This is a genomic window from Micrococcoides hystricis (genome assembly GCF_042434215.1).
Lineage (GTDB): Bacteria > Actinomycetota > Actinomycetes > Actinomycetales > Micrococcaceae > Micrococcoides > Micrococcoides hystricis.
This window is the reverse complement of record NZ_JBHLUB010000004.1, coordinates 1-23,547: the sequence shown is the minus strand read 5'-3', so window position 1 is coordinate 23,547 and position 23,547 is coordinate 1. Positions and strand designations below refer to the sequence as shown.

The following is a 23,547-nucleotide window of genomic DNA, read 5'->3' as shown; positions in this document are numbered from 1 at the left end:
ATGACCCTACACACCAAACTCGAACTTCTTCCGGCCGTTGACATTGTGGATGGCCAAGTGGTCATGCTGCATCAGGGGGAAGCTGGGTCTGAAACGATCTACGGAAATCCTGTTGACGCGGCCGTCCAGTGGCAGGAGCAGGGGGCTGAATGGTTGCACTTGGTCGACCTTGACGCGGCCTTCGGACGTGGTGCCAACCGGGAGGCGATCGCACGGATCGTCGATGAGCTCAACATCAAAGTGGAACTCTCCGGTGGACTGCGCGACGACGCCTCTCTGGAGCAAGCCTTAGATCTTGGGGTGACCCGAGTGAACATCGGCACCGCTGCCTTGGAAAATCCAGAATGGACCGCGACCATCATCAAAAAGTTCGGTGACAAGATCGCGATCAGCCTCGATGTGCGGGGTGAGAAACTCTCCGGCAGAGGCTGGACGAGTGAAGGCGGCGACATTTGGGAGACCATCAAACGACTCGAGGATGCCGGCTGCGCGCGCTACGTGGTCACCGATGTCATTCAGGACGGCACCCTGCAGGGCCCCAACATTGACCTGCTGACCAAAGTTACCCAGCACACGGACAAACCAGTCGTGGCCTCCGGCGGGATTTCCAGTCTGGAGGACATCCGTGCCCTGCACGCGCTTGTGCCCGCTGGTATCGAAGGCGCCATCATCGGCAAAGCATTGTACGAGAACAAATTCACCCTCCCGCAGGCACTGACCATTGCCAACGGTGACGATGTCTGAATCCCAAAAACCTAACGCGAACGAACGAAACAGCGGTTTTTCCGAAGGGCTAGCGGCACCGGGGAGCAAAGCGCTGCCCGGGCATATCCAGGCTCGCCTCGACAGGTTGAAACTGACCCCTGGCGGAGCCGTCGACTCGGCCGGCATCCCTTGGGAAGGCCGGGACCTCAGCGGTCCAGGCAACCCCATGCACAAGTTCGACAACGATGACGGGCTGGCGGATCCGGACCTTGTCGCCGGCGTCGACGAGTTCCATCGCACTGGTGATGAAGCAGCGGTGGTCGCCGGCCTTGCTCAGGCGAAGGTCTACGCGGCGGTGACCCCGACCGTGGTAGCACCGGTCGAAGGTGCCCACGGTCTGGTAGGGGATAAGGAAGCCGATGTAGCGCTCATTACCCTCTCCGCCAACGATGGCCGGCAAACGCTGCCTATTTTCTCCTCCGTGGAACGGTTGACCTCATGGCACCCGGATGCCCGACCGGTGGTGGTGTACGCCCCGCGTGCGGCTCTAGCGGCGGTATCAGAAAAAGCTGAGCTGATGGTCTTGGACCCCGGTACCGACACGCCCTTCGTGATCCGGCGTCCGGCCGTGTGGTCGTTGGCGAAACAGCGCGAGTGGATACCGAGCTATCGGAATCAAGAAGTCGCGGCACAAGTCAGCCAGGTCGTCGAACTGCTCAAGCATGTCGAACAGGTGCGCATCATGCCTGCCGCCGGAATCGCGACCGAACGAGCCGATGGCGCCAAATTGCTAGGTGGTGGATCTGGCCCTGAACTGCATCTAGAAGTCACCTTCGGTGCAGAGGTTTCAGAGGCAGAGCGACAGCGCGAACTGGACTATCTGCAGCAGGTTCTCAGCCACGATCCGGAGTTCTTGGAGCTGGTTGATTCGTTGCATCTGAGTGTGGGCGGTTAGCCTAGAAGCACGGGAAAACTTCAATCCTTGTGACCCATGGTGTCCGTGATGCGAACCGCGTTGCGGGCACTTTTGCTCTGCAGGTGCCGGTGGAGAAAGACAAGGTGTCGAGGCGATGAGAGGAGCGCGCAGTGAGCTTTAGGTCTTACGGTGTGTTGCTGCAGAAGCCACAAATCCGAAGCCTGATGGTGCTGGGTTTCTTGGCGCGCTTTCCCCACACGGCGCTGGGCATCGTGTTGACACTGCACGTGGTCTTGCACCTCGGTCTGAGCTACACGCAAGCCGGTGCGGCCGCCGCTATCCTCACCGTCGGTATCGCGGTCGGATCGCCGTGGCGTGGTCGTCGTGTCGATCTCGTAGGATTGCGCAAAGCCCTGATTCCCTCCGTCATCGCCGAATCACTCATTTGGGCGATCGCACCCCATCTCAGTTACGAATGGCTTTTAGTTGCCGCCTTTGTTGGCGGGCTGTTGGCGCTGCCGATTTTCACCATTGTTCGGCAATCCCTCGGTGCCCTGACCACAGGGGATCAACGACGCAGCGCCTTCGCCTTGGATGCCATCATCACCGAGACGGTCTTCATGGTGGGTCCCGCAGCCGGTGCCGTCTTGGCAACCATGTGGTCTAGTGTTTGGACTTTGACGTGCATCGGCTTGTGGACATCGCTGGCCGGCTTGGCACTTATGTGGTCCAATCCACCGGTGAGGTCCGTCCCAACCGCTGCCGAACGTGAGGCGTTCGAAGAGGCTACCGGATCAATCCCGATGATCGATCCCACCACCGGCGCGGTACGCCAAGAACAGCTCAGTAAAGTCACCGGGTTCTCGCGCCGGTTGCAAAGCAGATTCTCCTGGTTCAACGGTGTGGTTCTGGCCGTGTTCATTTCTGCTTTCGGTTGCGGCCTGATTTTCTCCGGCTCCGATGTCAGCATCGTGGCGGTGCTTGAGGCCCAAGGTGAGGCCGGCAAGTTGGGCATTGTCTATCTATTCTGGTCGGGCGCCTCCGTGGTGGGCGGTTTGATCTACGGTGCGCAAAACAGACAGCTGAACCCTGCCATGCTGATGCTCGGTCTTGCGATCCTAGTGATGCCGCTGGCTCTGGTCACCGATGTGTGGACGCTGGCCCTGCTCTCCCTCGGAGCTGGTCTGTTGACGGCGCCTACCCTGGCGGCCGCCTCAGAATGGCTGACTGAAGCAGTACCGGAGCGAAGTCGTGGCGAAGCAATGGGCTATTACGGTTCCGCGTTGACCGCCGGTGCGGCGCTCGGTGCGCCATGGGCGGGAATCGCTATCGACGCGGTGAGCCCGAGTTCAGGATTTGTGGCGGTGGCAGCTTTCTCCATTGCGCTAGCGACCGTGGGACTGTTGGGCGCGTGGCGGCGTCGACGGGCCCAACAGAACACCGTCTCCGAGTAAGGCCACTAGAAAGACATGTCATGACAGAACACGTTGGCATCATTGGCGGCGGTATCGTCGGGCTGGCAATCGCATCGGCGATCGCCCAACGCGGAGCCCAAGTGACGGTACTGGAGAAGGAAACACGTGTCGCGGCCCACCAAAGCGGACACAATTCCGGGGTGCTTCACGCCGGACTGTACTATCGCGCTGGCTCACTAAAAGCCCAGCTGTGCACGCGGGGCCGGAAAATGATGGCCGAGTACTGTCAGGAACATGGCCTGCCCTACCTAGAAGGTGGCAAGGTTGTAGTTGCCAAGAGTTCCGATGAGCTAGGGGCGCTAGACCAGATTCATGCCCGCGCCCAAGCCAATCAGGTACCGGGCTTCGCCGGCTGAACGCCGATCAGGTGCATCAGATTGAGCCTCATGTCAGGGCGGTGGCTGGCGTTCACTCTCCGGCGACAGCAGTGACCGACTTTTCGGCGATCTGTGAACACCTTGCAGCAGAGCTGCGAAGGGCTGGCTCGGCCGTGCTGCTGAATGCCGAAGTCACGAACATCAGGCAACATCTTGGTCGGGTACAACTGGAAACGACAGTGGGCCAGTACCACTTCGACCGGTTGATCGTCTGTGCAGGTCTCTTCTCCGACAAAGTGGCTGCCATGGTCGGTGCCAGTCCAGACCCGCGCATCCTGCCATTCCGTGGAGAATACTGGACCCTAGCCCCGCAGCGACAACAGCTGGTCAAGAGCATGATTTACCCGGTCCCGGATCCGGCATTCCCGTTCTTGGGAGTTCACTTCACCAAAGGTGTGTACGGGGACGTTCACGTCGGTCCGAACGCCGTTCCGGCGCTGGCTCGAGAAGGGTACAGCTGGTCAAAGATTTCTGTGGCCGATACATGGGAGTCATTGCGCTGGCCAGGAGTTGCACCGCTGGTCAAAAAGTATTGGCGAACAGGCGCCACCGAGATCGCCGCCTCCGTGCTCAAACCGTTGTATCTTCGTGCTGCCAGAGCGTATATACCAAGTCTGACAATGGGGGACTTGCAGGCGAAAGGACCTGCCGGGGTCCGCGCTCAAGCTTGGTCCAAAGATGGCAGTTTGTTAGATGACTTTGCCATCGACTCGGTTGGGCCGGTGACCTTGATCCGAAATGCCCCGTCTCCGGCTGCCACCTCTGCCTTGGCGATAGCCGAATACGTCACACAGCAGTATTTTCACTAACGAATCCCGCTTGAAAGACGCATGTCTGACCGTCCTCTATCAGAATCCCGCGCCCAGCTGGCCGAGAGGAGAGGGCGACCGGAGGGATGAGATAGGGGTCAAAGTGGGAGTTGTTGCTGGGACGGAGCAGAATGTGAGTTCCCGATTGCAAGTGGGCATGTAGAAAACTGAGTGTGGGCCGGCGCAGCTGTTCGGGGGTCGTGGTGACAATGATCAGTTCGCGGCTGTCTTGCCGGATACGACTTTGCAGTTCCGCTAGCTCTTGTTGCGACAGTGTTTCTATCCCGTCGACGGTCACAGCTTTCGGCTGTTGTTGGCAGATGAGCCGACACATGGCGGATTTGCCACTTTTCGAGGGGCCGATGATGGTCACTAGCCCCGTCAGATTTCGGTAGAGCGGCTCGCGTTCTAAACCGGTACGGCCTAGATAAAACTGCGTAGAGTCGCTCAAAGTGGAGTCGAAGACATCCAGATCAGGTAGGGCCATCCACCTGTGCTGCGGCGTCAGGGAGCTGTCCTCGTTCAACGTCGTCAGCTCAGTTGGCTGCGCTGAGGCGAGCTGACACAAGACGCCGGTATCGTCGAATCCTGTGCCTATGATGTACCCACGGTTTGGAACATCTGAGAGGGTCTTGGCTTGAGGCCACAACATGCGGTGTTGTTCGGAGACGCCGTGGGGTAGATAGATCCGGTGCTCACAGGCGTTGACTAATTGGTGGTGCGCGGCTGTGGGGTCTACGCCGAGCACGAGGGTGAAGCGCGAATCTGGGTTGCGGGTCAGACGCAACAAGTCGTGGACGAGAGGTTCGAAGTCATACAGGCCGTGTTGTTCGCATCCGCTCAGCCATCGACGCAGGTCCTCCAAGATTAAGGTACTGGGTTGGCTTGCGCTGTGACTGAGTTCGTCGCGGAGATGTTCAAGGATCTGGTATCCGGTCAGTGGGTCGGAACTGGCTGCGTAACCGGCGAGCGGAAGTCTGGTTGTGACCTCGTCTCCGGAGAGCAAGATGATGCGTCGGGAGGCTTCAGGACCGCTGAGGAACCGCTGTCTGATGTCGCTCGTCGGTCTTTGGCCAATGACGGCGAGACAACGGCTGGAAACGTCGGTGTAATCATCTGTGCTGCCCAAGATGAGACGGGGCTGAGCACGTTGCTGTGGGATATCTAGATGCGCCAACACCTGCGGTTGTGACGCATGAATCAGCAGCGGCAACGAGGGCAATAGCAGTGTGTTCTTGGCCGCCCCGTCGGGTGGAGCGGAGAACGTTTTTCGATCATCGGGAAGGTGCTCGAGTAACGACATCAGTTCAGCCGTTTCATGTTGTTGCGTGCGATGAAAAGGTTCTCCTAATTCCCGTAGACGCGGCGAGCGTGCCGTACTGTGGGCGATAACACGAAATGGCAGTGCCGTGCTGCCACTGGTGTGCAGGAAGGCATAACCGGGTTGGTCCGGGCGCAGGTGCGCAGCAGCGCTGCTGCCAATCAATTCGTGTGACTCATTCTCGTTCAGTACCCGTAGGCAGATCTTGATGCTGAGATTGCTCCGCAACCCCAGTGAGAGATGACCTCCGGTTCGTTGTGTCGCCAAGATCAAGTGAAAGCCCAGAGACCTGCCAATGGTGGCCAAATGCATGAGCTCATCCAGCGCGTCAGGTTGCTCGGTCGCAAATACTGCGAACTCATCAATCATCACGACCATTCGCGGCAATGGTTCGGGTGAGTGAGCGCGAAACGCGCCGTAGTCACTGACCTGGTGTGCGCTGAAGAGCTCCTCACGTCGACGCAATTCCGCGCGAATTGACACCAGCAAACGTGCCGTGTTTTCTGCATCCAGATCCGTCAGATGCGCCGAGCAGTGGGCTAGCCCCTTGAACGGCACGAAGGTTGCGCCACCTTTGAAATCGACCAGCACCATGTTTAGTTCTTCTGCGGTGTGTCGGCTGACCCATTCGGTGACGAGCCGACGCAGTAAAACGGACTTGCCCGAACCGGTTGTTCCAACCAGAAGCATGTGCGGTCCGTCGGCGACCAGATCTAGTTCTGCCGGTTGCGTTGGTCGGTCGTGCCCTTCGAAACCCAGGACAGCGTGCAAACGCGTGGCACAGTTTTCGTCTCCGATGGGTAGATCGTAAAGTCCGGTGTCCTCATCCGCAGCGGGGTGGCCGGCCTCGATCAAGCCCTGCATTCGTCTTATGGCGCTGGCGTGTGTGGACGTAGCCGGATAGTTCACGCGGGCAGGGCTGGGCGATAGCGTGGTCTCCTCAGCGGATGGACGAAAACTGAGTGAGCCTGTGCCGTGGTGGTAGCGCCAGTGAGTTCTGAGGCAAGGTGTGTACGACTCATCGATGACGATTCTGATGAGGTCTAGGTCCTCGCGCAGCTGCGTCGACGTGCGAAGGCTGATGAGCACATCACCGGTGTTGATGCGTTGCTCCGCTTCGTCTGCCGACCTGAAATTCTTGATCTGGGGAAAGAACCGGAGCCAAGAAGCCAGAGGCATCAGCTCATCGCAGGCCTCGTCGCCGGTGACCCAGCATGAGCGGGTCCCCAATTGGGGAATCAGCTGAGTGAGCACGTGCAGCAAGATGACATTCTGCTGCTGGATGCTGGCATCGATGAAGAGCAACGGGGCCGGTTGGAGCGCATGTGCGCTCGCAGTGCGCTGTTGCGCTGCGGCTGCCGTGTCTGGGTTGGTGACGTGGTGGAGCGTCAAGCCCACTGGGACCAGATCGGGAAGTGTGGGCTGAAGTTTACGGGGGAGTTCGGGTAGGACCAGCGGTGGCGGCTGCATTCCATAACCGAGCGTGATGTGCAGTGGCCGTTGCACTTTGGAGATTGGCGCTATCTGCTGTTGGGGAGCGAAGCATCTTGCGTGTATTTCTTCAGCGGCGAGCCAGTGTTCGTTGAGCACCTGTCGGAAGCTGCGCCATTCTCGGCGACCTTGAAGATAGGGGATAGCGCCACCGAGAAGGCCCAGCACCCCGAAGATCATGAAGAACCACATATCGAATGCCACAATCAGCACGATGCCGATGGCCAGCGGTGCCAGCGCCAAGACCAGATACAGCAGGTAGTGCCGGTTAGGCACCGCCTTCTCAGTTGGCAGCTGAAGGGGGCGGGTAGCAGGGGAGAGATGCCGTAATTGGTGGGGGACCTGTACGAGAAGAATACTGCCGCCGAGGACGAAGGGTTCGTTCAAAACCAATGGGCGAGGTTTTGAGCGGCCACTTGCGACGAGAAAAAGCCGACCATTTTTCTGAATCAGAGTGGTGCCGGGGCTGATGTGTTCATCGTTCAGGTGGTCAGACAACTCGACCATGTGCTCAAGCCGCATCACAGTTCCCGTAGCCGGTCCGGCAAGTACTACGACGCTGAGGTCTTGATGCCAGTTCAGGGTTGGTTCAGATCCGGACTGTCGAAGCAGAATCCCTGTCCGGTACTGGGACAAGAACTCTGCATCCCACTGCTGCGGCACCTGGCCTTTCAAGCACAGCTGATCCGGGTAGGGGAGAGAGTCCAGTACACGCCGGAACGAGTCAGGATCGAGTTTCGTCATATTGTCGAGCCAATAATGACGTTCCCGACCACCCCGGATGAGGACGGCCAGCGGCAGACTGCTTCGCAATCGAACCTCCTGAATCGCTGTTTTTCGCGCTTCTAGGATGGCTACTTCTCCGTAGCGTTTGCACCTGTAAATGCCTGCTTTCGTGGACGGAAGAAGACGGCTATCACATTGTGGAAGTTCGATAAACGTCATACTTATCCACATCACTTCATGGATCTTGAATTTGTTGTTGCGCGCTTCCTACAGTGAGGGGACCTACCAGCAACTGAGACGGAAACCACATGGCACAGGCGATTGCGATCCTTGAAACTGAGGTCCGCGACATGATTCGCGACCACAGTTTTGACCCGGTGGCCGAACCGCATCGAGCTAAAGAACTGATCGCCCACGCCGTTGACCAATACGACGCACGCAGTAGGGTGCGTTCGTTACCGGCACTCACTGATCCGCAGCAGGCCTGCAAGACACTCTTCGATCTAGTGGTCGGTTTCGGGCCGCTCCAGCCCCTCTTGGATGACCCAGACGTGGAGGAGATCTGGATCAACCAACCGGACAAAGTCTTTGTAGCCCGATCGCAAGGAACCGAACTCACCGGCATCCGGCTGACCGCCGAACAGGTGACCTACTTGGTGGAACGCATGCTGAAATCAAGCGGACGCCGGATCGACTACTCCTCACCATTCGTCGACGCGCAGCTTCCCGATGGGTCTCGACTACACGTGGTGATCCCGGACATCACCTCCCAGCACTGGGCCGTGAACATCCGAAAATTCATTGCCCGCGCGCGCAAACTAACGGATCTTGTCGCGGTTGGATCCCTCAGTGCTGAAGCCGCCGACTTCTTGACCAAGGCGGTGCGTGCGGGATTGAACATCATGGTTTCCGGTGCCACCCAAGCGGGGAAGACGACCATGCTGAACTGCCTATCGGCCGCCGTCGACTCCCGCGAACGCATCATCACGGTTGAAGAAATTTTCGAACTACAGGTGCCGCACCGGGACGTGGTGGCGATGCAATGCCGGCAAGCAAACCTAGAAGGTCAGGGCGAGATTCCGTTGCGACGTCTGGTCAAAGAAGCGCTACGCATGCGACCGGAACGGATTTTCGTGGGAGAGGTCCGTGAAGCCGAGTCATTGGACCTGTTGATCGCACTGAACTCGGGCATTCCTGGCGGCTTCAGTATCCACGCGAACTCGGCACGGGATGCGATCGCGAAGATCTGCACACTGCCCATGCTTGCCGGTGAGAACATTACCGCCAACTTCATCGTGCCCACTGTTGCCTCGAGCATCGATCTGGTCATCCACTGCGTTCGAGACCATCGCGGACACCGGCACGTCCAAGAGATCATGGCGGTGGGGAATCGGGTTGAGGGCCACGTGGTTGAAACCTCCACGCTCTTTGAACACCGAGACGGGCAGCTGGTGGCTAACCCAAACGGGCTCTGGCACAACCCTAAGTTTGATAGCGCGAACATCGAACCATGGGACATGGCTGCCTCCCACCGTAACCGGTCCACCCAGGCGGTCTCCTCATGATGCTTGGCCTGCTCTACGGATTGATGCTCGGGGCCGGCGTGTACCTGGTGTATATGTCTTGCTGGCCGGAGGAATCCAAACAAAAAACTGCCCGACGGCGCCAAACTAGACTGCGGCAGCAACTGGCTCAGGCCGGTCTCGACCGGGTTACGGTCACCCACGTCAATGTTGCTTCCGTCGTTCTGGGATTGGTGGCTGCCTTGATCGTGTTGGCTTTCACCGGGGCCTTGCCGGTGGCAGCCTGCTTCGGTGTGTTCGCCGCGTTGTTGCCGCGAACGCTCATTGGCTGGCAAGCCCAACGGCGCCACCAAGTGATGCGCGGACTCTGGCCCGATGCGGTGGACCACCTCCGTTCGGCAACCCGGGCCGGATTGTCCTTACCGGAAGCGCTCATCCAGCTGGCCACCCACGGCCCACAGGAATTACAGCCAGCCTTCGCCGAGTTCGCCAGAGACTATCGTTCCGGCTACTCCTTCAACGAGGCGCTCGCCCGGCTTCAGCACCGTTTCGCCGACCCCATCGCGGACCGACTCTGCGCGGCGTTGCGTCTAACCCGCGAGGTCGGCGGCACTGAACTGGGCCGTCTGCTCGCCACCTTGGCGAGGTTCCTGCGTGATGATGCGCGGACGCGGCACGAGTTGGCCGCCCGCCAATCCTGGACCGTCAACGGTGCCCGCCTTGCCGTGTCCGCGCCGTGGATCGTCCTCTTCTTGGTCTGCCTGCAGCCGGCGGCTGCTGCCAGCTACCAGTCGGCGCAGGGCGCACTGGTCGTGGCAGCTGGCGTCATCGTGTGCGTGGTGTGCTACCGCATCATGATCCGCATCGGGACGCTCCCGGAGGAAGAGCGGGTGCTACAACAATGATGCTTGCCCACCTTCCGCTCGCAGAACTGGCCACCGGCCTGCTGTGCGCCCTAGCGCTCGGACTCGGGCTGAACCTGATCCTTTGGTTCGCCCCGCCCACGGCGCCGACCGACTTCGCCAAACGCATCGCGCCCTACGTCACCACCGGTGCCGGTCTGGGACTCGACGATGATGCCCGCCCCGGCGGTTGGCGTCAACTGTTGCGCCCGGTGCTCGACCCGTTGCACGCGTTCGCAGCCCGCTTCGGCGGTTACGGGCATGATCTTGAACAGAAACTGGCCCAAGCAGGCTCGAGGCTGAGTGTGGAACAGTTCCGGAATCAGCAAATCCTCGGGGCCATCGCCGGCGCAGCAGCCGGGGTGTTGCTCAATGTGCTCCTCGCCTCGGCAGGCTTTCTCAACGTGGCGGTCGGGCTGATCACGACCCTTGGGGCCGCCATGTTCGGGTTCCTCTTGCGCGGAAACCTTCTCACTGCCGCAACCGCCAAGAGACAGCGTACGATTCTGGCAGAATTCCCGGCCGTGGCCGAGCTCATTGCACTATCCGTCAGTGCAGGGGACACCGCAGCGGCGGCGCTCGTTCGAGCTCACCACAACGCACAAGGCCTGCTCGCCAGCGAGTTCGGACTACTCGAAAGAGACTTACACGCCGGCAAATCACTCCAACAAGCGCTGAATGCGATGGCGGACCGGGTCACCGTGACCCCGGTGCAACGATTCATCGAAGGCATCGTAGTCGCCGTCGAACGCGGCACACCCTTGGCCGATGTGGTGCGTGCCCAAGCCCAAGACGCCCGCGACCTAGCCAAACGCGAACTCATGGAAACCGCCGGCAAGAAAGAAATCGGCATGCTGGTTCCCGTCGTGTTCGGAGTCTTACCGCTCACCGTCATCTTTGCGGTCTATCCGGGTCTGGCACTGCTGAGCCTGAACCTCTAACCGCCACCAAACTTCCCACCTCACGCCCCCTTAGGAAGGACCAACCATGAAGAACACCACCGGTAATTGGATGCGCTACCTCAAAGCGGTATTCGCCGCAGGGCACGAAGAAGAACGCGGCGATGTACCTGGCTGGGTCATGATCACCTTAATGACCGCAGTGCTCGTGGCAGCCATTCTTGCGCTGGCGCTACCTGCCTTGACCGATTTGTTCAATAGCGCCATTGAGCAAGTTAGCCGCTAAGCTCCGCCACGCCGTCAACCGCGAGGATGGGGCCAGCACCGCTGAGTTCGTGATGACCAGTACGTTGCTGACCCTGATCGTGGTCTCGGTCTTGCAGCTAGGCATCATCTTGTACGCCCGCACCATTATGATGGATGCGGCTTCGGCAGGAGCCCGGCACGCGGTCCTCATCGACCGTTCCCTCGCCGACGGGATCTCCCGATCAGAGTCTCTCCTAGCCTCTTCGCTGCCGGCTGATCTGGGCACGAGTGTTGTCGGAACCCAAAGCGCTGACCGAGTCAGCGTCACCGTTGCCGGCAAGGTGCCCATGTTGGGGCTGCTGCCTTCACCGGTGGAGGTGAGTTTCACCGGACATGCCTACACCTACTTTGACTAAGCCGTCATCCCTGAGCGCACGGTTCCGGCACACACTCCGATCGTTGGACAGGGAGGAAAGCGGCTCCGCAACGGTCGAATACATCCTGTTCTCCGTGGTGCTGCTGATTCCGTTGATCTACTTCATGATCGCGATCCACCACGTGCAGACGGCCAGCTATGCTGCCGCCGCAGCAGCCGATCATGGCGCCAAGATCTCCGGCGGACTCGGTGGGGCAGAGGGGACAGCACGGGCTCATGCCAGCATCGAGCAAACCGTGTCGGACTACGCCATTGACCGTTCCCGCGTGCAGGCCAGCATGAGTTGCGTGCCAGGCGGTTGCGATGCCGGGGCCAAGATCGTCACCTACTCGGTCACCATCGACGTCCCGGTTCCGGTGTTTCACGGGTTGCTGGGCCAAGACATGAAGATCGCCTCCGTGTCCTCACAAGCCTCCGCGCCGATCAGCGAGGTGGATTAGATGCGTTTGGTGACAGCGTTGCGCGCGGCCCATGCCGAAGAACGCGGCAACAATACGGTCTTAGGAATCGGCTATATCGTCCTATTGCTGCTCTTGATCGCGGTGGTGGTGTTCGTGACCGAGGTCAATATCGCGGCGCGCCAACTCTGGGCCACCACTGACTCGGCTGCCCTTGCCGCAGCAGATGTCGGCGGTACCGCTCCTGAAGCATCTGAGGTCCAGCACACGCCAAAGGGCCAGGAAGATCTCACCGTAGACCCGGCGCAGCTGCGCTCGCGGGTCGATGAATTCCTGGCCCTTTCCGGTGCCTACCAGCGTCATCGCGGGTTGCGGGTCGAATCAGTTCGACTGGACGAACACCAACAAACCGTTGAGGTGATGTTGAGTGCCGAGGCCGCCGGCCCCATCCTGCACGCACTGCTGCCTGCGGGTGTGCCGGTTTCTACCGAGTCCTCGGCCCGGTTAGTGCTGACGCGCTAGGAGCAGATCCTTAGGCGTTAGCGAGTTCTTCGTTACGAACGTAGGACATGGCGGTAGCCCACTTGACGAGCTGTTCGAACATCGGCTCGACCGACTCGGCCTGCAAATCCGTCGGAGTGAAGGTCGAGAAATTCTCGAAGTCGTTAAACAGGGAGAACATACCCTGCTTCTGAACGTGCGCAACCTGCAGTTCGGAGAGAATGCCGCGCAGGTGCTCAACGGCGCGCACACCCATGGCTGAACCGTATCCGACGATGCCGGCAGCCTTGTCAGCCCACTCAGCGTTCAGGTAGGACAGGGCGTTGGCCAGAGCGGGAGTCACCGAGTGGTTGTATTCACCGGTGACGAAGATGAAGCCATCGAACTCGCTGATCTTTGCGGCCCACGCCTTGGTGTGATCCTGCGAGTACTGGCCCATGGCTGCAGGCAGGGCCTCATCCAGAACTGGCAGATCGTAGTCGGCAATGTCGACGAGTTCGTACTCGGCATCGTTGCGCTTCTGCGCCTGGGCTAGGACCCAGTCGGCAACCTGACGGTTGACGCGGCCCGGACGGGTGGAACCGGTAATAACTGCAATCTTGACCATGAAGTTCTCCTCACGTTTACCACTAGAGATAGTTCAAAATTGAACTACTTTTCGATATCAGCTTACAACAGGCCTGTTGATAATCAAAGCGGAGGGGATCGCGCGGGGCAGGTGCGCGCACCCGTTAGGGTAGGCTTGAATCATCATGGCCGAACACGAATTTCCCGCCCACATTGCCCAGCTGCGCAAAACTCTCGCTTCCATCGCCGCCGTTAGCGATGTCGACCAAATCAAGGCAGACATTGCCGAACTCAGCGAACAAGCCGGCCAACCAAACCTGTGGGACGATCCGGAACAGGCCCAAAAAATCACCTCGGCGCTCTCGCACCGGCAATCCGATCTGGAGCGCATCACCAGTCTTGAGGCTCGCCTTGATGATGTTGAAGCCATGATCGAGCTCGCTGAAGAGGAGGGTGCGCCGGAGCTGTTGTCCGAGGTCGGGACCGAGCTCGAGGCCATCGCCAAGACCATGGACGACCTAGAAGTCTTCACGCTCCTTTCCGGCGACTACGACGAGCGTGACGCCGTCGTCACTATCCGCTCCGGAGCCGGCGGCGTCGAGGCCGCTGACTTCACCGAAATGCTGATGCGCATGTACCTGCGCTGGGCCGAGTCACGCGGCTACGCCACCAAGGTGTTGGATACTCACTACGCCGAAGAAGCCGGCCTGAAGTCCGTCACCTTCGAGGTCAACGCGCCGTACGCCTACGGCACTTTGTCGGTCGAGGCAGGCACCCACCGCCTGGTGCGCATCTCGCCGTTTGATAACGCGGGTCGACGCCACACCTCCTTCGCCGCAGTCGAAGTGGTCCCGTTGATCGAGGAGACCGACCACATCGAGATCCCGGAGAACGAGATCAAGGTGGACGTGTTCCGCTCCTCCGGACCCGGTGGCCAGTCCGTGAACACCACGGACTCCGCGGTGCGCATGACACACATCCCAACCGGCATCGTGGTCTCGATGCAGAACGAAAAATCGCAGATCCAAAACCGTGCCGCCGCCTTGCGCGTGCTGCAGTCCCGCCTGCTGCTGCTGAAGAAAGAGCAGGAAGAGGCCGAAAAGAAGGCCCTAGCCGGTGACATCAAGGCCAGCTGGGGGGATCAGATGCGTTCCTACGTGTTGAACCCGTACCAAATGGTCAAGGACCTGCGTACCAACTACGAGTCCGGTAACACTAAGGCCGTGCTCGATGGCGACCTAGACGGGTTCGTCGAGGCCGGTATTCGCTGGCGGGCTGCCGACAACGCCTAGCATCCTGTTCACTACGGCATCGGCCAGATTTTTTTGACGCAACGGGGCCCGCTTCCACGGATGTTACACATTTGTGACATATAGTCGTGGTACCGGTGTCTACCACTTCCCACTTATGCCGTGACACCGGACGGTTGGCACCGGGGCAGCGGAGACATGATTCGTTTTCAAGACGTTACTAAAATCTACGGGCGTAAGGGCAAACCAGCCTTAGATCACCTCAACGTCGAAATTGACCGAGGTGAGTTCGCCTTCCTCGTCGGTGCGTCCGGCTCAGGAAAATCCACCTTCATCCGATTGGTCATGCGCGAAGAACGCGCCTCCTCCGGTGAGGTTCATGTCGTCGGCCAGAACGTGGCCAAAATCCCGTCGTGGCGGGTGCCCGCACTGCGTCGCTCCATCGGCGTGGTTTTCCAGGACTTCCGCCTACTGCCGAACAAAACCGTCTACCAGAACGTGGCCTTCGCCATGCAGGTCCTCGGTAAGTCCCGCGCGCTAATCAAGACTCAGGTCCCGGAGGTGCTGGAGACCGTCGGACTGCAGGGCAAAGAGAAACGCCTCCCCGGTGAACTCTCCGGTGGTGAGCAACAGCGTGTGGCAATCGCCCGCGCCGTCGTGAACCGCCCATCCATCCTGCTCGCCGATGAGCCCACCGGTAACCTTGACCCCTCCACCTCGGTGGGCATCATGTCGATTCTGGACCGGATCAACCAAAACGGCACCACCGTCGTCATGGCCACCCACGACCACGACGTCGTGGACCAGATGCGCCGGCGCGTCATCGAGCTGCATGAAGGCACCATCATTCGTGACGAGCACCGCGGTGAATACACCACCGGGATGATCCCCGTCATCGCGGACCGCAACGTGCCACCAGCCGAACGGATCGAGGAGGGACAGTAATGCGTTTCTTCTTCCTGTTAGGCGAAGCCTTCTCCGGCATCCGGCAGAACCTCTCCATCGTCGTCTCCGTGGTCCTGGTGACCTTTATTTCCCTCGGGTTTGTGGGCGCGGCCGGGTTGCTGCAGCTGCAGATCAACCAGATGAAGGGCTACTGGTACGACCGGGTCGAGGTCGCCATCTTCCTGTGTACCGAGACCTCACCCTCGTCTACCTGTGCCGCCGGCGCCGTGACCGAGGCAGACCGGCAAGCCATTGAAGACAAGCTCACCTCCGACGAGGCCGAACCCTACGTCAAAAGCTACGAATACGAATCCCAAGAAGAAGCCCTCGAGCTCTTCCAAGAACAGTTCGCTAACTCCTCCATCTCCGACTCCGTAACCGCCGAACAGCTGCCGGCCTCCTTCCGCGTCGCGCTGAAGGACCCGGAACAGTATGAGGCGATCAACGAGTTGTTCGGCTCGATGAACGGTGTAGAAGTCGTCTCCGACCAGCGTGAACTACTGGAACAAGTTTTCTCCCTGATGAACATGGCCTCGCTGGTTGCGGTCAGCATCGCGGTGATCATGCTAGTGGCAGCCACACTGCTGATCGCCACCACGATCAGGCTCTCGGCCTTCACTAGACACCGCGAGGTCGTCATCATGCGCCTGGTGGGTGCAAGCAAGGCGATGATCCAAACCCCGTTCGTGCTGGAAGGACTCATCGCGGCGCTGCTGGGTGCCCTGCTGGCCTCCGTCAGCACGTGGGCGCTGGCCCATTACGGGCTTTCCGGGTGGTTGGCTGAGCAATATCCGTCGACCGGATTTATCGGCGGGACCGAGGCATTACAGGTCATTCCGTTGCTGTTTGGTATCGCCATATTGCTGACTGCGGTGTCATCGATGTTAACCTTAAGGAAGTACCTTAATGTTTAACCTTCACAAGGAGAGCCCGTTTATGAGCGCTGCGCAGCGGCGGACGCCCACCCAGCGTGCCCTCGGTTACCTACTGAGCGCCACGTTCGGGCTCACCTTCATCGCCGGTGGAATCGCTTCGATCTCCCACGCCGATGAGCTGGACGAACAGAAAAAGCAGCTCGAGCAGCGCCAGAACAACCTCAAATCTAACCTTGAAGGTTTGGACTCGGACATCGCCTCCAAGGTCCAGCGTTTGGAAAACTACCAGGCACAGTTGCCCGGAGCGCAAAAGGCTCTGGCCGAGGCTGAAACCAAGGTGAAGGCAGCCTCCGACGAGGTTGACTCCCTGAACCAGCGCCTCGCCACAGCCGAGCAGCAAAAGTCGGACATCACCGCAGAGATCAAGTCCAACGAGAAAAAGATGGACAAGTCCCAGAAGCTGATCGGACAGATCGCCTCGGAGGCCTACAAACGAGGTGGTGTCTCCGAAGACTTGTCCTTCATCTTGGGCATAAGCGAGTCTTCACTGCCGGACTCCTTGGGTATGGCCAACCAGGCTATCCGCGTTCAGGACCAGCGCCTGTCCACCGACTCCCAGCGCAACGCGGCTGACCGCAATGCCGAAGCACGCTTGGACGCCGTTGAAAAACGCATCACCAAGCTGCGCAATGACGCCGAAGAGGCGCTGAAACGGGAAGAAGCCGCCAAGAAGGTTGCCGCGGACCACAAGGAAAGCGTCGAAGGTCTGATCGAGAAGACCGAGGCGCTGACCAAGGAACTCAAGGCCAAGCGCCCGGAGATCCAGAAGCAGCTGCGTGCCAACCAGCAAGCGCAAAACGAGGTCAACCAGAAGATTGCCGAACGGCAGGAACGGTTGCGTCGCGAAGCTGAAGAGCGTCGCCGTAAGGCCGAGGCGGAGCGCAAGCGCAAAGAGGCCGAAGCCCGCGCCAAGTGGGAAGCTGAACAGCGCCGTGCAGCCGAGGCCGCCAAGCGTGCCAACCGGCCGGCCCCTAAGAAAAAGGCTTTCGTGCCACCGCCAGCCCCTGCAGCTGAACCATCCAGCTACGGCGGCGGGCTGTCCTGGCCGGTCTCAGGCCCGGTCACCAGTGAGTTCGGCTGGCGGCCAACACCGGCAGGCACCTTCGACTACGGTGGACGCGGCGGCTACGTGCACACCGGGATCGACTTCGGGTCTGCCTGCGGTACCCCCATCCGGGCCGCAGCAGCCGGTGAAGTCTGGTACGCCGACTGGGCCGTGTGGACCTCGGGCAACCGCGTCGTCATCAGCCACGGCGTGGTCAACGGCAAGGCTCTAGCCACCAAGTATCACCACATGACCCGGTATGTGGTCAGCCCCGGTCAAAAGGTCAGAAAGGGCCAAGTGATCGGCTACGTGGGCTCCACCGGTAACTCCACCGGGTGTCACCTACACTTTGAAACGATCGTCAACGGTACCGCGGTCAACCCGCGTGGCGTTGTCTAACGGGCGCTAACGCCTGATCGTCTACACTGGACTCTTTACGAGTCTGTAGAGGAAATTGTCATGGCAAAAATGAAACAGGTGCGCCAAAACAAGGCCGCCAACAAACCGCAAACTAAGGCGCGGTTGATTGCTTCCAACAAGAAAGCCCGCCACGATTACCTCATCCTCGATGAATACGAGGCCGGCATGGTGCTCACCGGCACCGAGGTCAAATCGCTCCGAGAAGGCCGGGCCTCACTAGCCGAAGGCTTCTGCAGCGTCGACCGGCGCGGGGAAGTCTGGGCGGAAAACCTGTACATCCCGGAATACCTCAGCGGTTCCTGGACCAACCACACAGCCCGCCGGAAACGTAAATTGTTGCTGCATCGGGATGAAATCGCAAAAATCCAAAGAAAGATGCAAGAAGCGGGAACAACAATCGTGCCTTTGCGGTTGTACTTTAACGAGGACGGTCGCGTGAAGCTGGAGATCGCAACCGCCCGAGGTAAGAAGGAATACGACAAGCGGCACACACTACGTGAGCAGCAGGACGCCCGTGAAGCCCAGCGCGAAATGCGTTTGAAGAATCGCGGCGTTCAGGGCTAAGCTTCTTACACAGCTATTTGAAAACTCAATAGTTCCCATGGGGATGATCGGTTTCGACGATGTAAGTCGCGTGAGGAGAAGCGGGTCGAGAACGCAGAGTTATCTCGTAAACGCCCTCTGTAAACCAATAAGTGCCGAATCTAAACGCACTGATTTCGCCCTCGCTGCCTAACTAAGCGAGCGCCAATCCGTCAGCCCGGAGTTGCTATCGCTCCGGTTCCTGGCGTCAGCTAGATAGCCACTGTTCGTCCACCCTTGTCGGAGGGGTGGCGGAGACTTTTATCCGACTGGGCTCGGGTTAGTCAATTGTTTGCAAGAAGACTAGAGCCAAGAAAACCCGGTAGCAAACTGCACCCGGAGAAGACCTGACAAAGCTACATCGGACGCGGGTTCAATTCCCGCCATCTCCACGAATAACAAGAAGCTCCCGAGGCGTATCAAATGTATTGATTGCCTCGGGAGCTTTTTGTAGTTGAACGTTCTAGGGAACTTGTTTTGTTAGCTCGGCTATTCAGCTAAAAGTTCTTGTACCCGAGCTTCAATTTCATCAGCAAATGCATAGATGCCTTCGACTGCGTCGATATCGTGAACGATTTCTGCTCCATCAACGAAGACGCCCAATCTCAAACGATCTAGATTGTTGAAACGTAGACGGCAAATTGCCTTTCGGTTGTTGTCATCGAAAAGTATGGCGCAGTAGGATTTTGCATCCCTCATGTGAACACGGAGCGGGTCAGTGAGCTTTGAAGCTATGGCTTGAATGATCATGAAACCTTGGACCTCTTCGTCTGTGGTTTCGATACCACTTTCGTCGATGAGCTCCACTTGCTCTTATGCCACAGACGACGGTTCTGCTAGGTCTGTCTCATTGGTGTCTGAATTCTCGTCACCCAAAGCTGCCTTAAGACGGTTATTCACTTGGTCGCTAATGAATTGATTCAGGCCTTTTGAGACGAGAGGAGTCAATTCGTCTCGAACTCGCTGAGTGATTCGACCGACGTAAATTCTATTCAGAACTAGGGTGGCCATCTCGAAGGAGATTTCCTTTGACTCTTGGGCAAAGATTCGTTTGGCTGCAGAAACGTACTTCAGCTCTTCGGCAGCCGTGAGCACCGAGTCAAGATCAAAATGGGGCTTGCTCAGTTTTTCGATTTCGGGAACCAACGAGGAATCAATCTCGTCGATGTGTAGCTCGAGGAATGGCTTTGAATCCATCCGATTCGGTTCGTCCAAATCCGTGTAAAAACGATATTCGTTTCCGTTGGTTAGGACCGCGATCCTAGCATCAGTGACATTAAAGTATCTGTAGAGCTGCGAAGCGTTTTCTAGACTGAGTGGTTCACTGATCTTTTTACATTCGATGAGGATGGCGACTTTATCGTCATTGACGATGGCAAAGTCAATTTTTTCGCCTTTTTTGAGCCCCACATCAGCGACGAATTCAGGTATCACTTCATCCACGTTGAAAACATCGAATCCCAGCACGTCCTGGATGAATGGCATGATTAGAGCAGTTTTTGTTGCTTCCTCAGTAGCTATGCTTTCCTTGGCGCGCTTGAGCTTTCGCGATAAGAGCTGTAGCTGATCCTTAACGTGACTCATTGAGTGACCCCATCTCTTCAACATGCGGCAAATAATGTGCGAGTTACCCCGGCGTTGTTATATAGATGTCTATCACAAGGCAGAGACGGAATAGTGATCTTCGTTACATGGATTTGTTCTGATTGCAGTTGATAGAAGAGGAAAAGTTTCCTGCCGCCCCACTATAGTGGAGCCGCCGGTCCCACCTTCGCCTTCTTCTTCACTCGAGACGACTATCGACGATTCTCTTCAGGAACCTCAAAATCCAACGGAGCTTGATCCGCAACATCTTCCAAGGGCACGACCTCTTCAAGCGTCAGGTAGTGGGGGCTGATTTCCATGCTTTCGAAATATTCCGGAAGAGGGAGATCGGTAGTTACGAGCACTACATCTGCGCTGTCTGGATACCAAACAATTTTCTCGTATTTGTCGCCCAGTTGACTGAGTTGTTCCTGCAGGGTTCCCTGCGCATCTTCGTAGTCAGAAAGACTGGGATCCATCATCACTTCTAAAATGTAGTTCTGCAGCGGGCCGAATGTATATTTCTTGCCGTTCTCGTCAATACCAGTGACGATTCCAATTTCTGCGGCTTCGCCGCCTCGTCGATTGTCAACAGATACCCGTAAGAACTTCATCTCAGTTGTGTCTTGAACGCGTTCCCGAAGAGCGGCGATATCGGCTGGTTCTTCCATAGCCTCAATTACACCAATAGATTTTTCCTGTGAAACATAGGCAAGACGTTTCGTTAGATCAATCTTCCCACTGTTTTCCTCGACATCTGCAGAGGTTGTACTCTCCGTGGGTTGAGCGTCTGGTGTTGGCGTCAAGCTTGCTCGAGGCGTTTCCGACTGAAGAGTCTCCGAAGGCAGTGGTTCAGGTTTGTGGCTCTCGTGTTCCGTAGCAGCCGGTTGCGAGCACCCGGCCATCAGTAACAACGCTACGGCAATAGGTGCAATCCTATTTTTGGAAATTTCGGCTCCTTAGGCATGGTGGTTGCGTGTCCTTGGTCGCCCACTGACATCCCGAACTTTGTCCGAAATTCTACTTAGTTAGGCACTGGAATGAATATATCTAGCGCCGCATCTGAAGTAGTAATTCGTGGCGCGAACAAACATCTTCTTGAGAGTTATCAGCTAGGCCGCAGCATTGCCCAAAAAGCCTCATCGGTGAGACTGCTGAAAGTGCCTGAGTCTAGCCGCATCAATCATTCCAAACATTCAGACAGGAAGACCGTCCTAGCTAGCAATCATGAAACTTTGCTGACCCGAACTTACGGATGGATGCCAATCATGACCAGTCATGCTGGGAAAAGAGGATGTCGATGACTTTCTGATCGAAGCTTAGGTTCTTGCCACTCATGTCAAGGACGATGTTCTTCCACCGTCGGCCTTCATCTCCTAGGTAGGTGGCGTGCTGCTCGGCGGCTCCCTGCGAATCAAAACGGAGGAAGTTCCCACTTGACGTAGACCAACCTTCAACGCAAAGGATATCGGAACACAACTCGTTGGTGTTTTCTTGCGGGTCAAGCGAACCGTTATTCGCCAACGTGTCCCTCAGAATGCTGGACTCGGTGTTTCCAAATCCCCCGGATATGTACCATGCGCCGACGATGAGCATCACAGTCAGAATTGCTGCAGAGATGAGAAGTCCCCGCTTCCTATGGGGAGTCCTCCTTGGAGCTGAGATAGACATGATTAATCTCCGTGCTGGAGCCGTGTAACGGTTCCCCGATTACAGCGAAGTGCGGCTGCCCGGTGCCACGAGTGACATTGGCGGCCCGTGGCTGCGCTGAAACTGTGAGCACATAGCGGATTACTCGGTTGATCTCATTCTATCTTTTCAATACGAAATTCGCTGCCGTGGGCACATCCTCTTGTTGGGGTGGCATCTATTGGCGTGATCAGTTCCGCGGTGCATACGCCGTAGACCGCGATGACCCACTCAAATTGGCTGATTCGCTAATAACAGACAGTGGAACTTGGCGGGGCCAAGCATTGAAGTGAACTGCAGGTGACCGAGTGGTCCAGCGTTTGACGCCCTCAGTGATATTCAATGTCGTTTGACCGAACAATCGGAGAACTTTCGATGACCATGGTGGGATCGAGCTGAAGGCTCACCTATGGTGATCTTGGCGAAGGTAACGAGCCGATCAATTTAGCGTATTGAATAAAATGAGAGTTGAGACGAAATGGTCTTCTTTAGGCGTCGGAAAAAGCCGCAGCAGCAAAAATCTGAGGCTTATCACGCACGTCAGGCTGAAATCGAGCGGATGATCGCAGCTGAGCCTGCCCCGAGGGAGGTCACGGAGCAGGAGATGTGGGGGCATGTCTTCAACCCCGCGATTCAGGCCTTGGAGAATGCCGATTTCGGCAAGCTCGACGAACTTTACGCGGCGCAACCAGATAGCGAACACCGCGTCGTATGGTGGCATGCGCTCCGCAATGCTCTGCCAGAGTATAGTGGGGGCCGCAGGCAGGCACTGTTTGAGGGCGCGCTGCGGCATGATTCGGCAGTAAGTCTCATGTTGGCGTCGAACTTGGCCGTGCTGTTCGGCTTCGAGGCACGCGGAGAAGGCACATCAGACTCTGTGACCATCGAGGGCGGATTCGGCTTCTACGAGTGGAATGTCGGCGGCCGCGAACTGATGGAGCGTGCCGCAGAACTCAGCGACCACAGCGATCCTTTCGCATACATCGTTGGTCACGGTGCCAGCATCACTGACGATGACTGTGGACTTGCGCATGCCAAGAAGTGGCAGGCAATCGATCCGTGGAACCCAATGGGCTGGGCTGAACTGTTGCGCCAGCAGGACGCTCGCTGGAGTGGTGATTGGCAGGCGCTGCCATTGATGGCCAGATATGTGGCAGAGCAAGCCCCTGACGGGCACCCGGTGCTGGCTGAGGTTGTTTCAATGCTCAATCAGCACTGGTTCACTCTTCGCTCGTTCGGAGAGTTCTCATCCGAGGACGCGACAGCCGCCGCCTGGCGCAATGCAGAGTCGGCCTATACCGTCGCACACGCCTTTGCCAAGTTCAGCAGCGCCTATGATGATGGCATTCGAGCGTTGCGCCTCTGGGATCGCTTTGCATTTGGCTTGGCCGAGGCCGGTCTCTACGAGGAGCTGCTCGATGTTATGCGACGGCAGAAGGGCCGCTACTACGCGCTGTGGCAAGACCGCTATCGGGATCCCGCGCATACGTACGGCTGGTGCCGGGCGGAGGCATTTCAAGTTAAATTCCGTCGCACTAGGCCGTTACCTGAGGACGCGCACGACGACGTGGACTGGGGCCCCAAGGGTCCACCTAATGTGGCCTAAGCAAAGGATAGCGGTGCGGGTGATGCCGCACCGCTGACCCCGTGAGCGCTCGCGGGCGTTTTCCTGCCGTTCAAGGCACGTGGTTTACCTAAAGTGGCTCATCGTAAAAATGCGTGTAGTTGGGTTCGGAATCCGCCGGTGTCGAGCAGTGCTCTGGTGATGTAGTGGGTGAGGTTTCTGAAGCCCAGGGCGGTGCCGC

General features: G+C 58.1%; 24 protein-coding genes and 1 other RNA gene. 19 read left to right on the top strand and 6 right to left on the bottom strand.

Features of this window, described 5'->3' with window-relative positions; genetic code table 11:
* The 5 genes from priA to lhgD all read left to right on the top strand — a co-directional run bounded on the left by priA (position 1) and on the right by lhgD (position 4,282).
* Entirely contained in the window at positions 1-744 is a 744-nt protein-coding gene (gene priA, locus ACFFFR_RS03480) for a bifunctional 1-(5-phosphoribosyl)-5-((5-phosphoribosylamino)methylideneamino)imidazole-4-carboxamide isomerase/phosphoribosylanthranilate isomerase PriA (protein WP_377458144.1), read from the top strand.
* A complete protein-coding gene (locus ACFFFR_RS03475; RefSeq protein WP_377458143.1) occupies positions 737-1,660 on the top strand; it encodes an SseB family protein in 924 nt (307 codons plus the stop codon). The genes priA and ACFFFR_RS03475 overlap by 8 nt, the downstream gene beginning before the upstream one ends.
* A 131-nt stretch (positions 1,661-1,791) precedes the next feature.
* Entirely contained in the window at positions 1,792-3,075 is a 1,284-nt protein-coding gene (locus ACFFFR_RS03470; RefSeq protein WP_377458142.1) for an MFS transporter, read from the top strand.
* Positions 3,076-3,095: 20 nt separating this feature from the next.
* Positions 3,096-3,452, top strand: a complete 357-nt coding sequence (locus ACFFFR_RS03465) for an FAD-dependent oxidoreductase (RefSeq protein ID WP_377458141.1) — start codon at positions 3,096-3,098, stop codon at positions 3,450-3,452.
* A gap of 11 nt (positions 3,453-3,463) precedes the next feature.
* A complete protein-coding gene (gene lhgD / locus ACFFFR_RS03460; protein ID WP_377458140.1) occupies positions 3,464-4,282 on the top strand; it encodes an L-2-hydroxyglutarate dehydrogenase in 819 nt (272 codons plus the stop codon).
* Here lhgD and ACFFFR_RS03455 read toward each other — a convergent pair.
* Positions 4,260-7,907, bottom strand: coding sequence for an FtsK/SpoIIIE domain-containing protein (locus ACFFFR_RS03455; RefSeq protein WP_377458139.1), 3,648 nt, complete (start codon positions 7,905-7,907; stop codon positions 4,260-4,262). The genes lhgD and ACFFFR_RS03455 overlap by 23 nt on opposite strands.
* Before the next feature lie 221 nt (positions 7,908-8,128).
* Between ACFFFR_RS03455 and ACFFFR_RS03450 the strand changes: the two genes are divergently transcribed.
* The 7 genes from ACFFFR_RS03450 to ACFFFR_RS03420 are packed head-to-tail and all read left to right on the top strand — an operon-like array spanning position 8,129 to position 12,746.
* Positions 8,129-9,385, top strand: a complete 1,257-nt coding sequence (locus ACFFFR_RS03450; protein ID WP_377458138.1) for a TadA family conjugal transfer-associated ATPase — start codon at positions 8,129-8,131, stop codon at positions 9,383-9,385.
* Entirely contained in the window at positions 9,382-10,248 is an 867-nt protein-coding gene (locus ACFFFR_RS03445) for a type II secretion system F family protein (RefSeq protein ID WP_377458137.1), read from the top strand. Before ACFFFR_RS03450 ends, ACFFFR_RS03445 begins: the two co-directional genes overlap by 4 nt.
* A complete protein-coding gene (locus ACFFFR_RS03440) occupies positions 10,245-11,186 on the top strand; it encodes a type II secretion system F family protein (protein WP_377458136.1) in 942 nt (313 codons plus the stop codon). Before ACFFFR_RS03445 ends, ACFFFR_RS03440 begins: the two co-directional genes overlap by 4 nt.
* Before the next feature lie 46 nt (positions 11,187-11,232).
* Positions 11,233-11,430: a hypothetical protein gene (locus ACFFFR_RS03435; protein WP_377458214.1), complete on the top strand. Its 198-nt coding sequence runs from the start codon at positions 11,233-11,235 to the stop codon at positions 11,428-11,430.
* Entirely contained in the window at positions 11,411-11,806 is a 396-nt protein-coding gene (locus ACFFFR_RS03430) for a TadE family protein (RefSeq protein ID WP_377458135.1), read from the top strand. Before ACFFFR_RS03435 ends, ACFFFR_RS03430 begins: the two co-directional genes overlap by 20 nt.
* Positions 11,784-12,266, top strand: a complete 483-nt coding sequence (locus tag ACFFFR_RS03425; RefSeq protein ID WP_377458134.1) for a hypothetical protein — start codon at positions 11,784-11,786, stop codon at positions 12,264-12,266. The genes ACFFFR_RS03430 and ACFFFR_RS03425 overlap by 23 nt, the downstream gene beginning before the upstream one ends.
* Positions 12,267-12,746 carry a pilus assembly protein TadG-related protein gene (locus ACFFFR_RS03420; RefSeq protein WP_377458133.1) on the top strand — a complete coding sequence of 160 codons (480 nt, stop codon included), beginning with the start codon at positions 12,267-12,269 and terminating at the stop codon, positions 12,744-12,746.
* A 10-nt stretch (positions 12,747-12,756) separates the two neighbouring features.
* Here ACFFFR_RS03420 and ACFFFR_RS03415 read toward each other — a convergent pair whose 3' ends face one another.
* Positions 12,757-13,332, bottom strand: a complete 576-nt coding sequence (locus ACFFFR_RS03415; protein ID WP_377458132.1) for an NADPH-dependent FMN reductase — start codon at positions 13,330-13,332, stop codon at positions 12,757-12,759.
* 145 nt (positions 13,333-13,477) lie between these two features.
* Between ACFFFR_RS03415 and prfB the strand changes: the two genes are divergently transcribed.
* The 6 genes from prfB to ssrA all read left to right on the top strand — a co-directional run bounded on the left by prfB (position 13,478) and on the right by ssrA (position 18,864).
* Positions 13,478-14,584 carry a peptide chain release factor 2 gene (gene prfB, locus ACFFFR_RS03410; protein WP_377458131.1) on the top strand — a complete coding sequence of 369 codons (1,107 nt, stop codon included), beginning with the start codon at positions 13,478-13,480 and terminating at the stop codon, positions 14,582-14,584.
* Positions 14,585-14,740: 156 nt separating this feature from the next.
* On the top strand, positions 14,741-15,487 hold the full coding sequence (gene ftsE, locus ACFFFR_RS03405; protein WP_377458130.1) for a cell division ATP-binding protein FtsE: 747 nt from the start codon (positions 14,741-14,743) through the stop codon (positions 15,485-15,487).
* Complete coding sequence (gene ftsX, locus ACFFFR_RS03400) at positions 15,487-16,401, top strand: permease-like cell division protein FtsX (protein ID WP_377458129.1); 915 nt, start codon at positions 15,487-15,489, stop codon at positions 16,399-16,401. Before ftsE ends, ftsX begins: the two co-directional genes overlap by 1 nt.
* 22 nt (positions 16,402-16,423) lie before the next feature.
* Positions 16,424-17,866 carry a M23 family metallopeptidase gene (locus ACFFFR_RS03395; RefSeq protein ID WP_377458128.1) on the top strand — a complete coding sequence of 481 codons (1,443 nt, stop codon included), beginning with the start codon at positions 16,424-16,426 and terminating at the stop codon, positions 17,864-17,866.
* 60 nt (positions 17,867-17,926) lie between these two features.
* The gene (gene smpB / locus ACFFFR_RS03390; protein WP_377458127.1) at positions 17,927-18,451 is read left to right on the top strand and encodes an SsrA-binding protein SmpB; all 525 of its coding nucleotides are present in this window, start codon (positions 17,927-17,929) and stop codon (positions 18,449-18,451) included.
* Between the two features lie 39 nt (positions 18,452-18,490).
* Positions 18,491-18,864, top strand: a transfer-messenger RNA (tmRNA) gene (gene ssrA, locus ACFFFR_RS03385).
* 94 nt (positions 18,865-18,958) lie between these two features.
* On the opposite strand, the gene ACFFFR_RS03380 is transcribed toward ssrA, so the two are convergent.
* The 4 genes from ACFFFR_RS03380 to ACFFFR_RS03365 form a co-directional block, all read right to left on the bottom strand.
* Positions 18,959-19,276: a hypothetical protein gene (locus tag ACFFFR_RS03380; RefSeq protein ID WP_377458126.1), complete on the bottom strand. Its 318-nt coding sequence runs from the start codon at positions 19,274-19,276 to the stop codon at positions 18,959-18,961.
* 6 nt (positions 19,277-19,282) lie between these two features.
* Positions 19,283-20,053, bottom strand: a complete 771-nt coding sequence (locus ACFFFR_RS03375; RefSeq protein ID WP_377458125.1) for a type I restriction endonuclease — start codon at positions 20,051-20,053, stop codon at positions 19,283-19,285.
* A 212-nt stretch (positions 20,054-20,265) separates the two neighbouring features.
* Entirely contained in the window at positions 20,266-20,859 is a 594-nt protein-coding gene (locus ACFFFR_RS03370; RefSeq protein ID WP_377458124.1) for a hypothetical protein, read from the bottom strand.
* A gap of 460 nt (positions 20,860-21,319) precedes the next feature.
* Entirely contained in the window at positions 21,320-21,724 is a 405-nt protein-coding gene (locus ACFFFR_RS03365) for a hypothetical protein (RefSeq protein ID WP_377458123.1), read from the bottom strand.
* Between the two features lie 496 nt (positions 21,725-22,220).
* On the opposite strand from ACFFFR_RS03365, the gene ACFFFR_RS03360 reads away from it, so the two are divergent.
* Complete coding sequence (locus ACFFFR_RS03360) at positions 22,221-23,348, top strand: hypothetical protein (RefSeq protein WP_377458122.1); 1,128 nt, start codon at positions 22,221-22,223, stop codon at positions 23,346-23,348.
* Positions 23,349-23,547 lie beyond the last annotated feature (199 nt).

Coding starts and splice junctions, on each gene's coding strand:
- priA (WP_377458144.1), top strand. CDS start 1: ATGACCCTACACACCAAACTCGAACTTCTTCCGGCCGTTGACATTGTG.
- ACFFFR_RS03365 (WP_377458123.1), bottom strand. CDS start 21,724: ATGTCTATCTCAGCTCCAAGGAGGACTCCCCATAGGAAGCGGGGACTT.
- ACFFFR_RS03475 (WP_377458143.1), top strand. CDS start 737: ATGTCTGAATCCCAAAAACCTAACGCGAACGAACGAAACAGCGGTTTT.
- ACFFFR_RS03450 (WP_377458138.1), top strand. CDS start 8,129: ATGGCACAGGCGATTGCGATCCTTGAAACTGAGGTCCGCGACATGATT.
- ACFFFR_RS03375 (WP_377458125.1), bottom strand. CDS start 20,053: ATGAGTCACGTTAAGGATCAGCTACAGCTCTTATCGCGAAAGCTCAAG.
- ACFFFR_RS03435 (WP_377458214.1), top strand. CDS start 11,233: ATGAAGAACACCACCGGTAATTGGATGCGCTACCTCAAAGCGGTATTC.
- ftsX (WP_377458129.1), top strand. CDS start 15,487: ATGCGTTTCTTCTTCCTGTTAGGCGAAGCCTTCTCCGGCATCCGGCAG.
- ACFFFR_RS03415 (WP_377458132.1), bottom strand. CDS start 13,332: ATGGTCAAGATTGCAGTTATTACCGGTTCCACCCGTCCGGGCCGCGTC.
- prfB (WP_377458131.1), top strand. CDS start 13,478: ATGGCCGAACACGAATTTCCCGCCCACATTGCCCAGCTGCGCAAAACT.
- ACFFFR_RS03445 (WP_377458137.1), top strand. CDS start 9,382: ATGATGCTTGGCCTGCTCTACGGATTGATGCTCGGGGCCGGCGTGTAC.
- ACFFFR_RS03440 (WP_377458136.1), top strand. CDS start 10,245: ATGATGCTTGCCCACCTTCCGCTCGCAGAACTGGCCACCGGCCTGCTG.
- ACFFFR_RS03395 (WP_377458128.1), top strand. CDS start 16,424: ATGAGCGCTGCGCAGCGGCGGACGCCCACCCAGCGTGCCCTCGGTTAC.
- ftsE (WP_377458130.1), top strand. CDS start 14,741: ATGATTCGTTTTCAAGACGTTACTAAAATCTACGGGCGTAAGGGCAAA.
- ACFFFR_RS03360 (WP_377458122.1), top strand. CDS start 22,221: ATGGTCTTCTTTAGGCGTCGGAAAAAGCCGCAGCAGCAAAAATCTGAG.
- ACFFFR_RS03420 (WP_377458133.1), top strand. CDS start 12,267: ATGCGTTTGGTGACAGCGTTGCGCGCGGCCCATGCCGAAGAACGCGGC.
- smpB (WP_377458127.1), top strand. CDS start 17,927: ATGGCAAAAATGAAACAGGTGCGCCAAAACAAGGCCGCCAACAAACCG.
- ACFFFR_RS03425 (WP_377458134.1), top strand. CDS start 11,784: ATGCCTACACCTACTTTGACTAAGCCGTCATCCCTGAGCGCACGGTTC.
- ACFFFR_RS03465 (WP_377458141.1), top strand. CDS start 3,096: ATGACAGAACACGTTGGCATCATTGGCGGCGGTATCGTCGGGCTGGCA.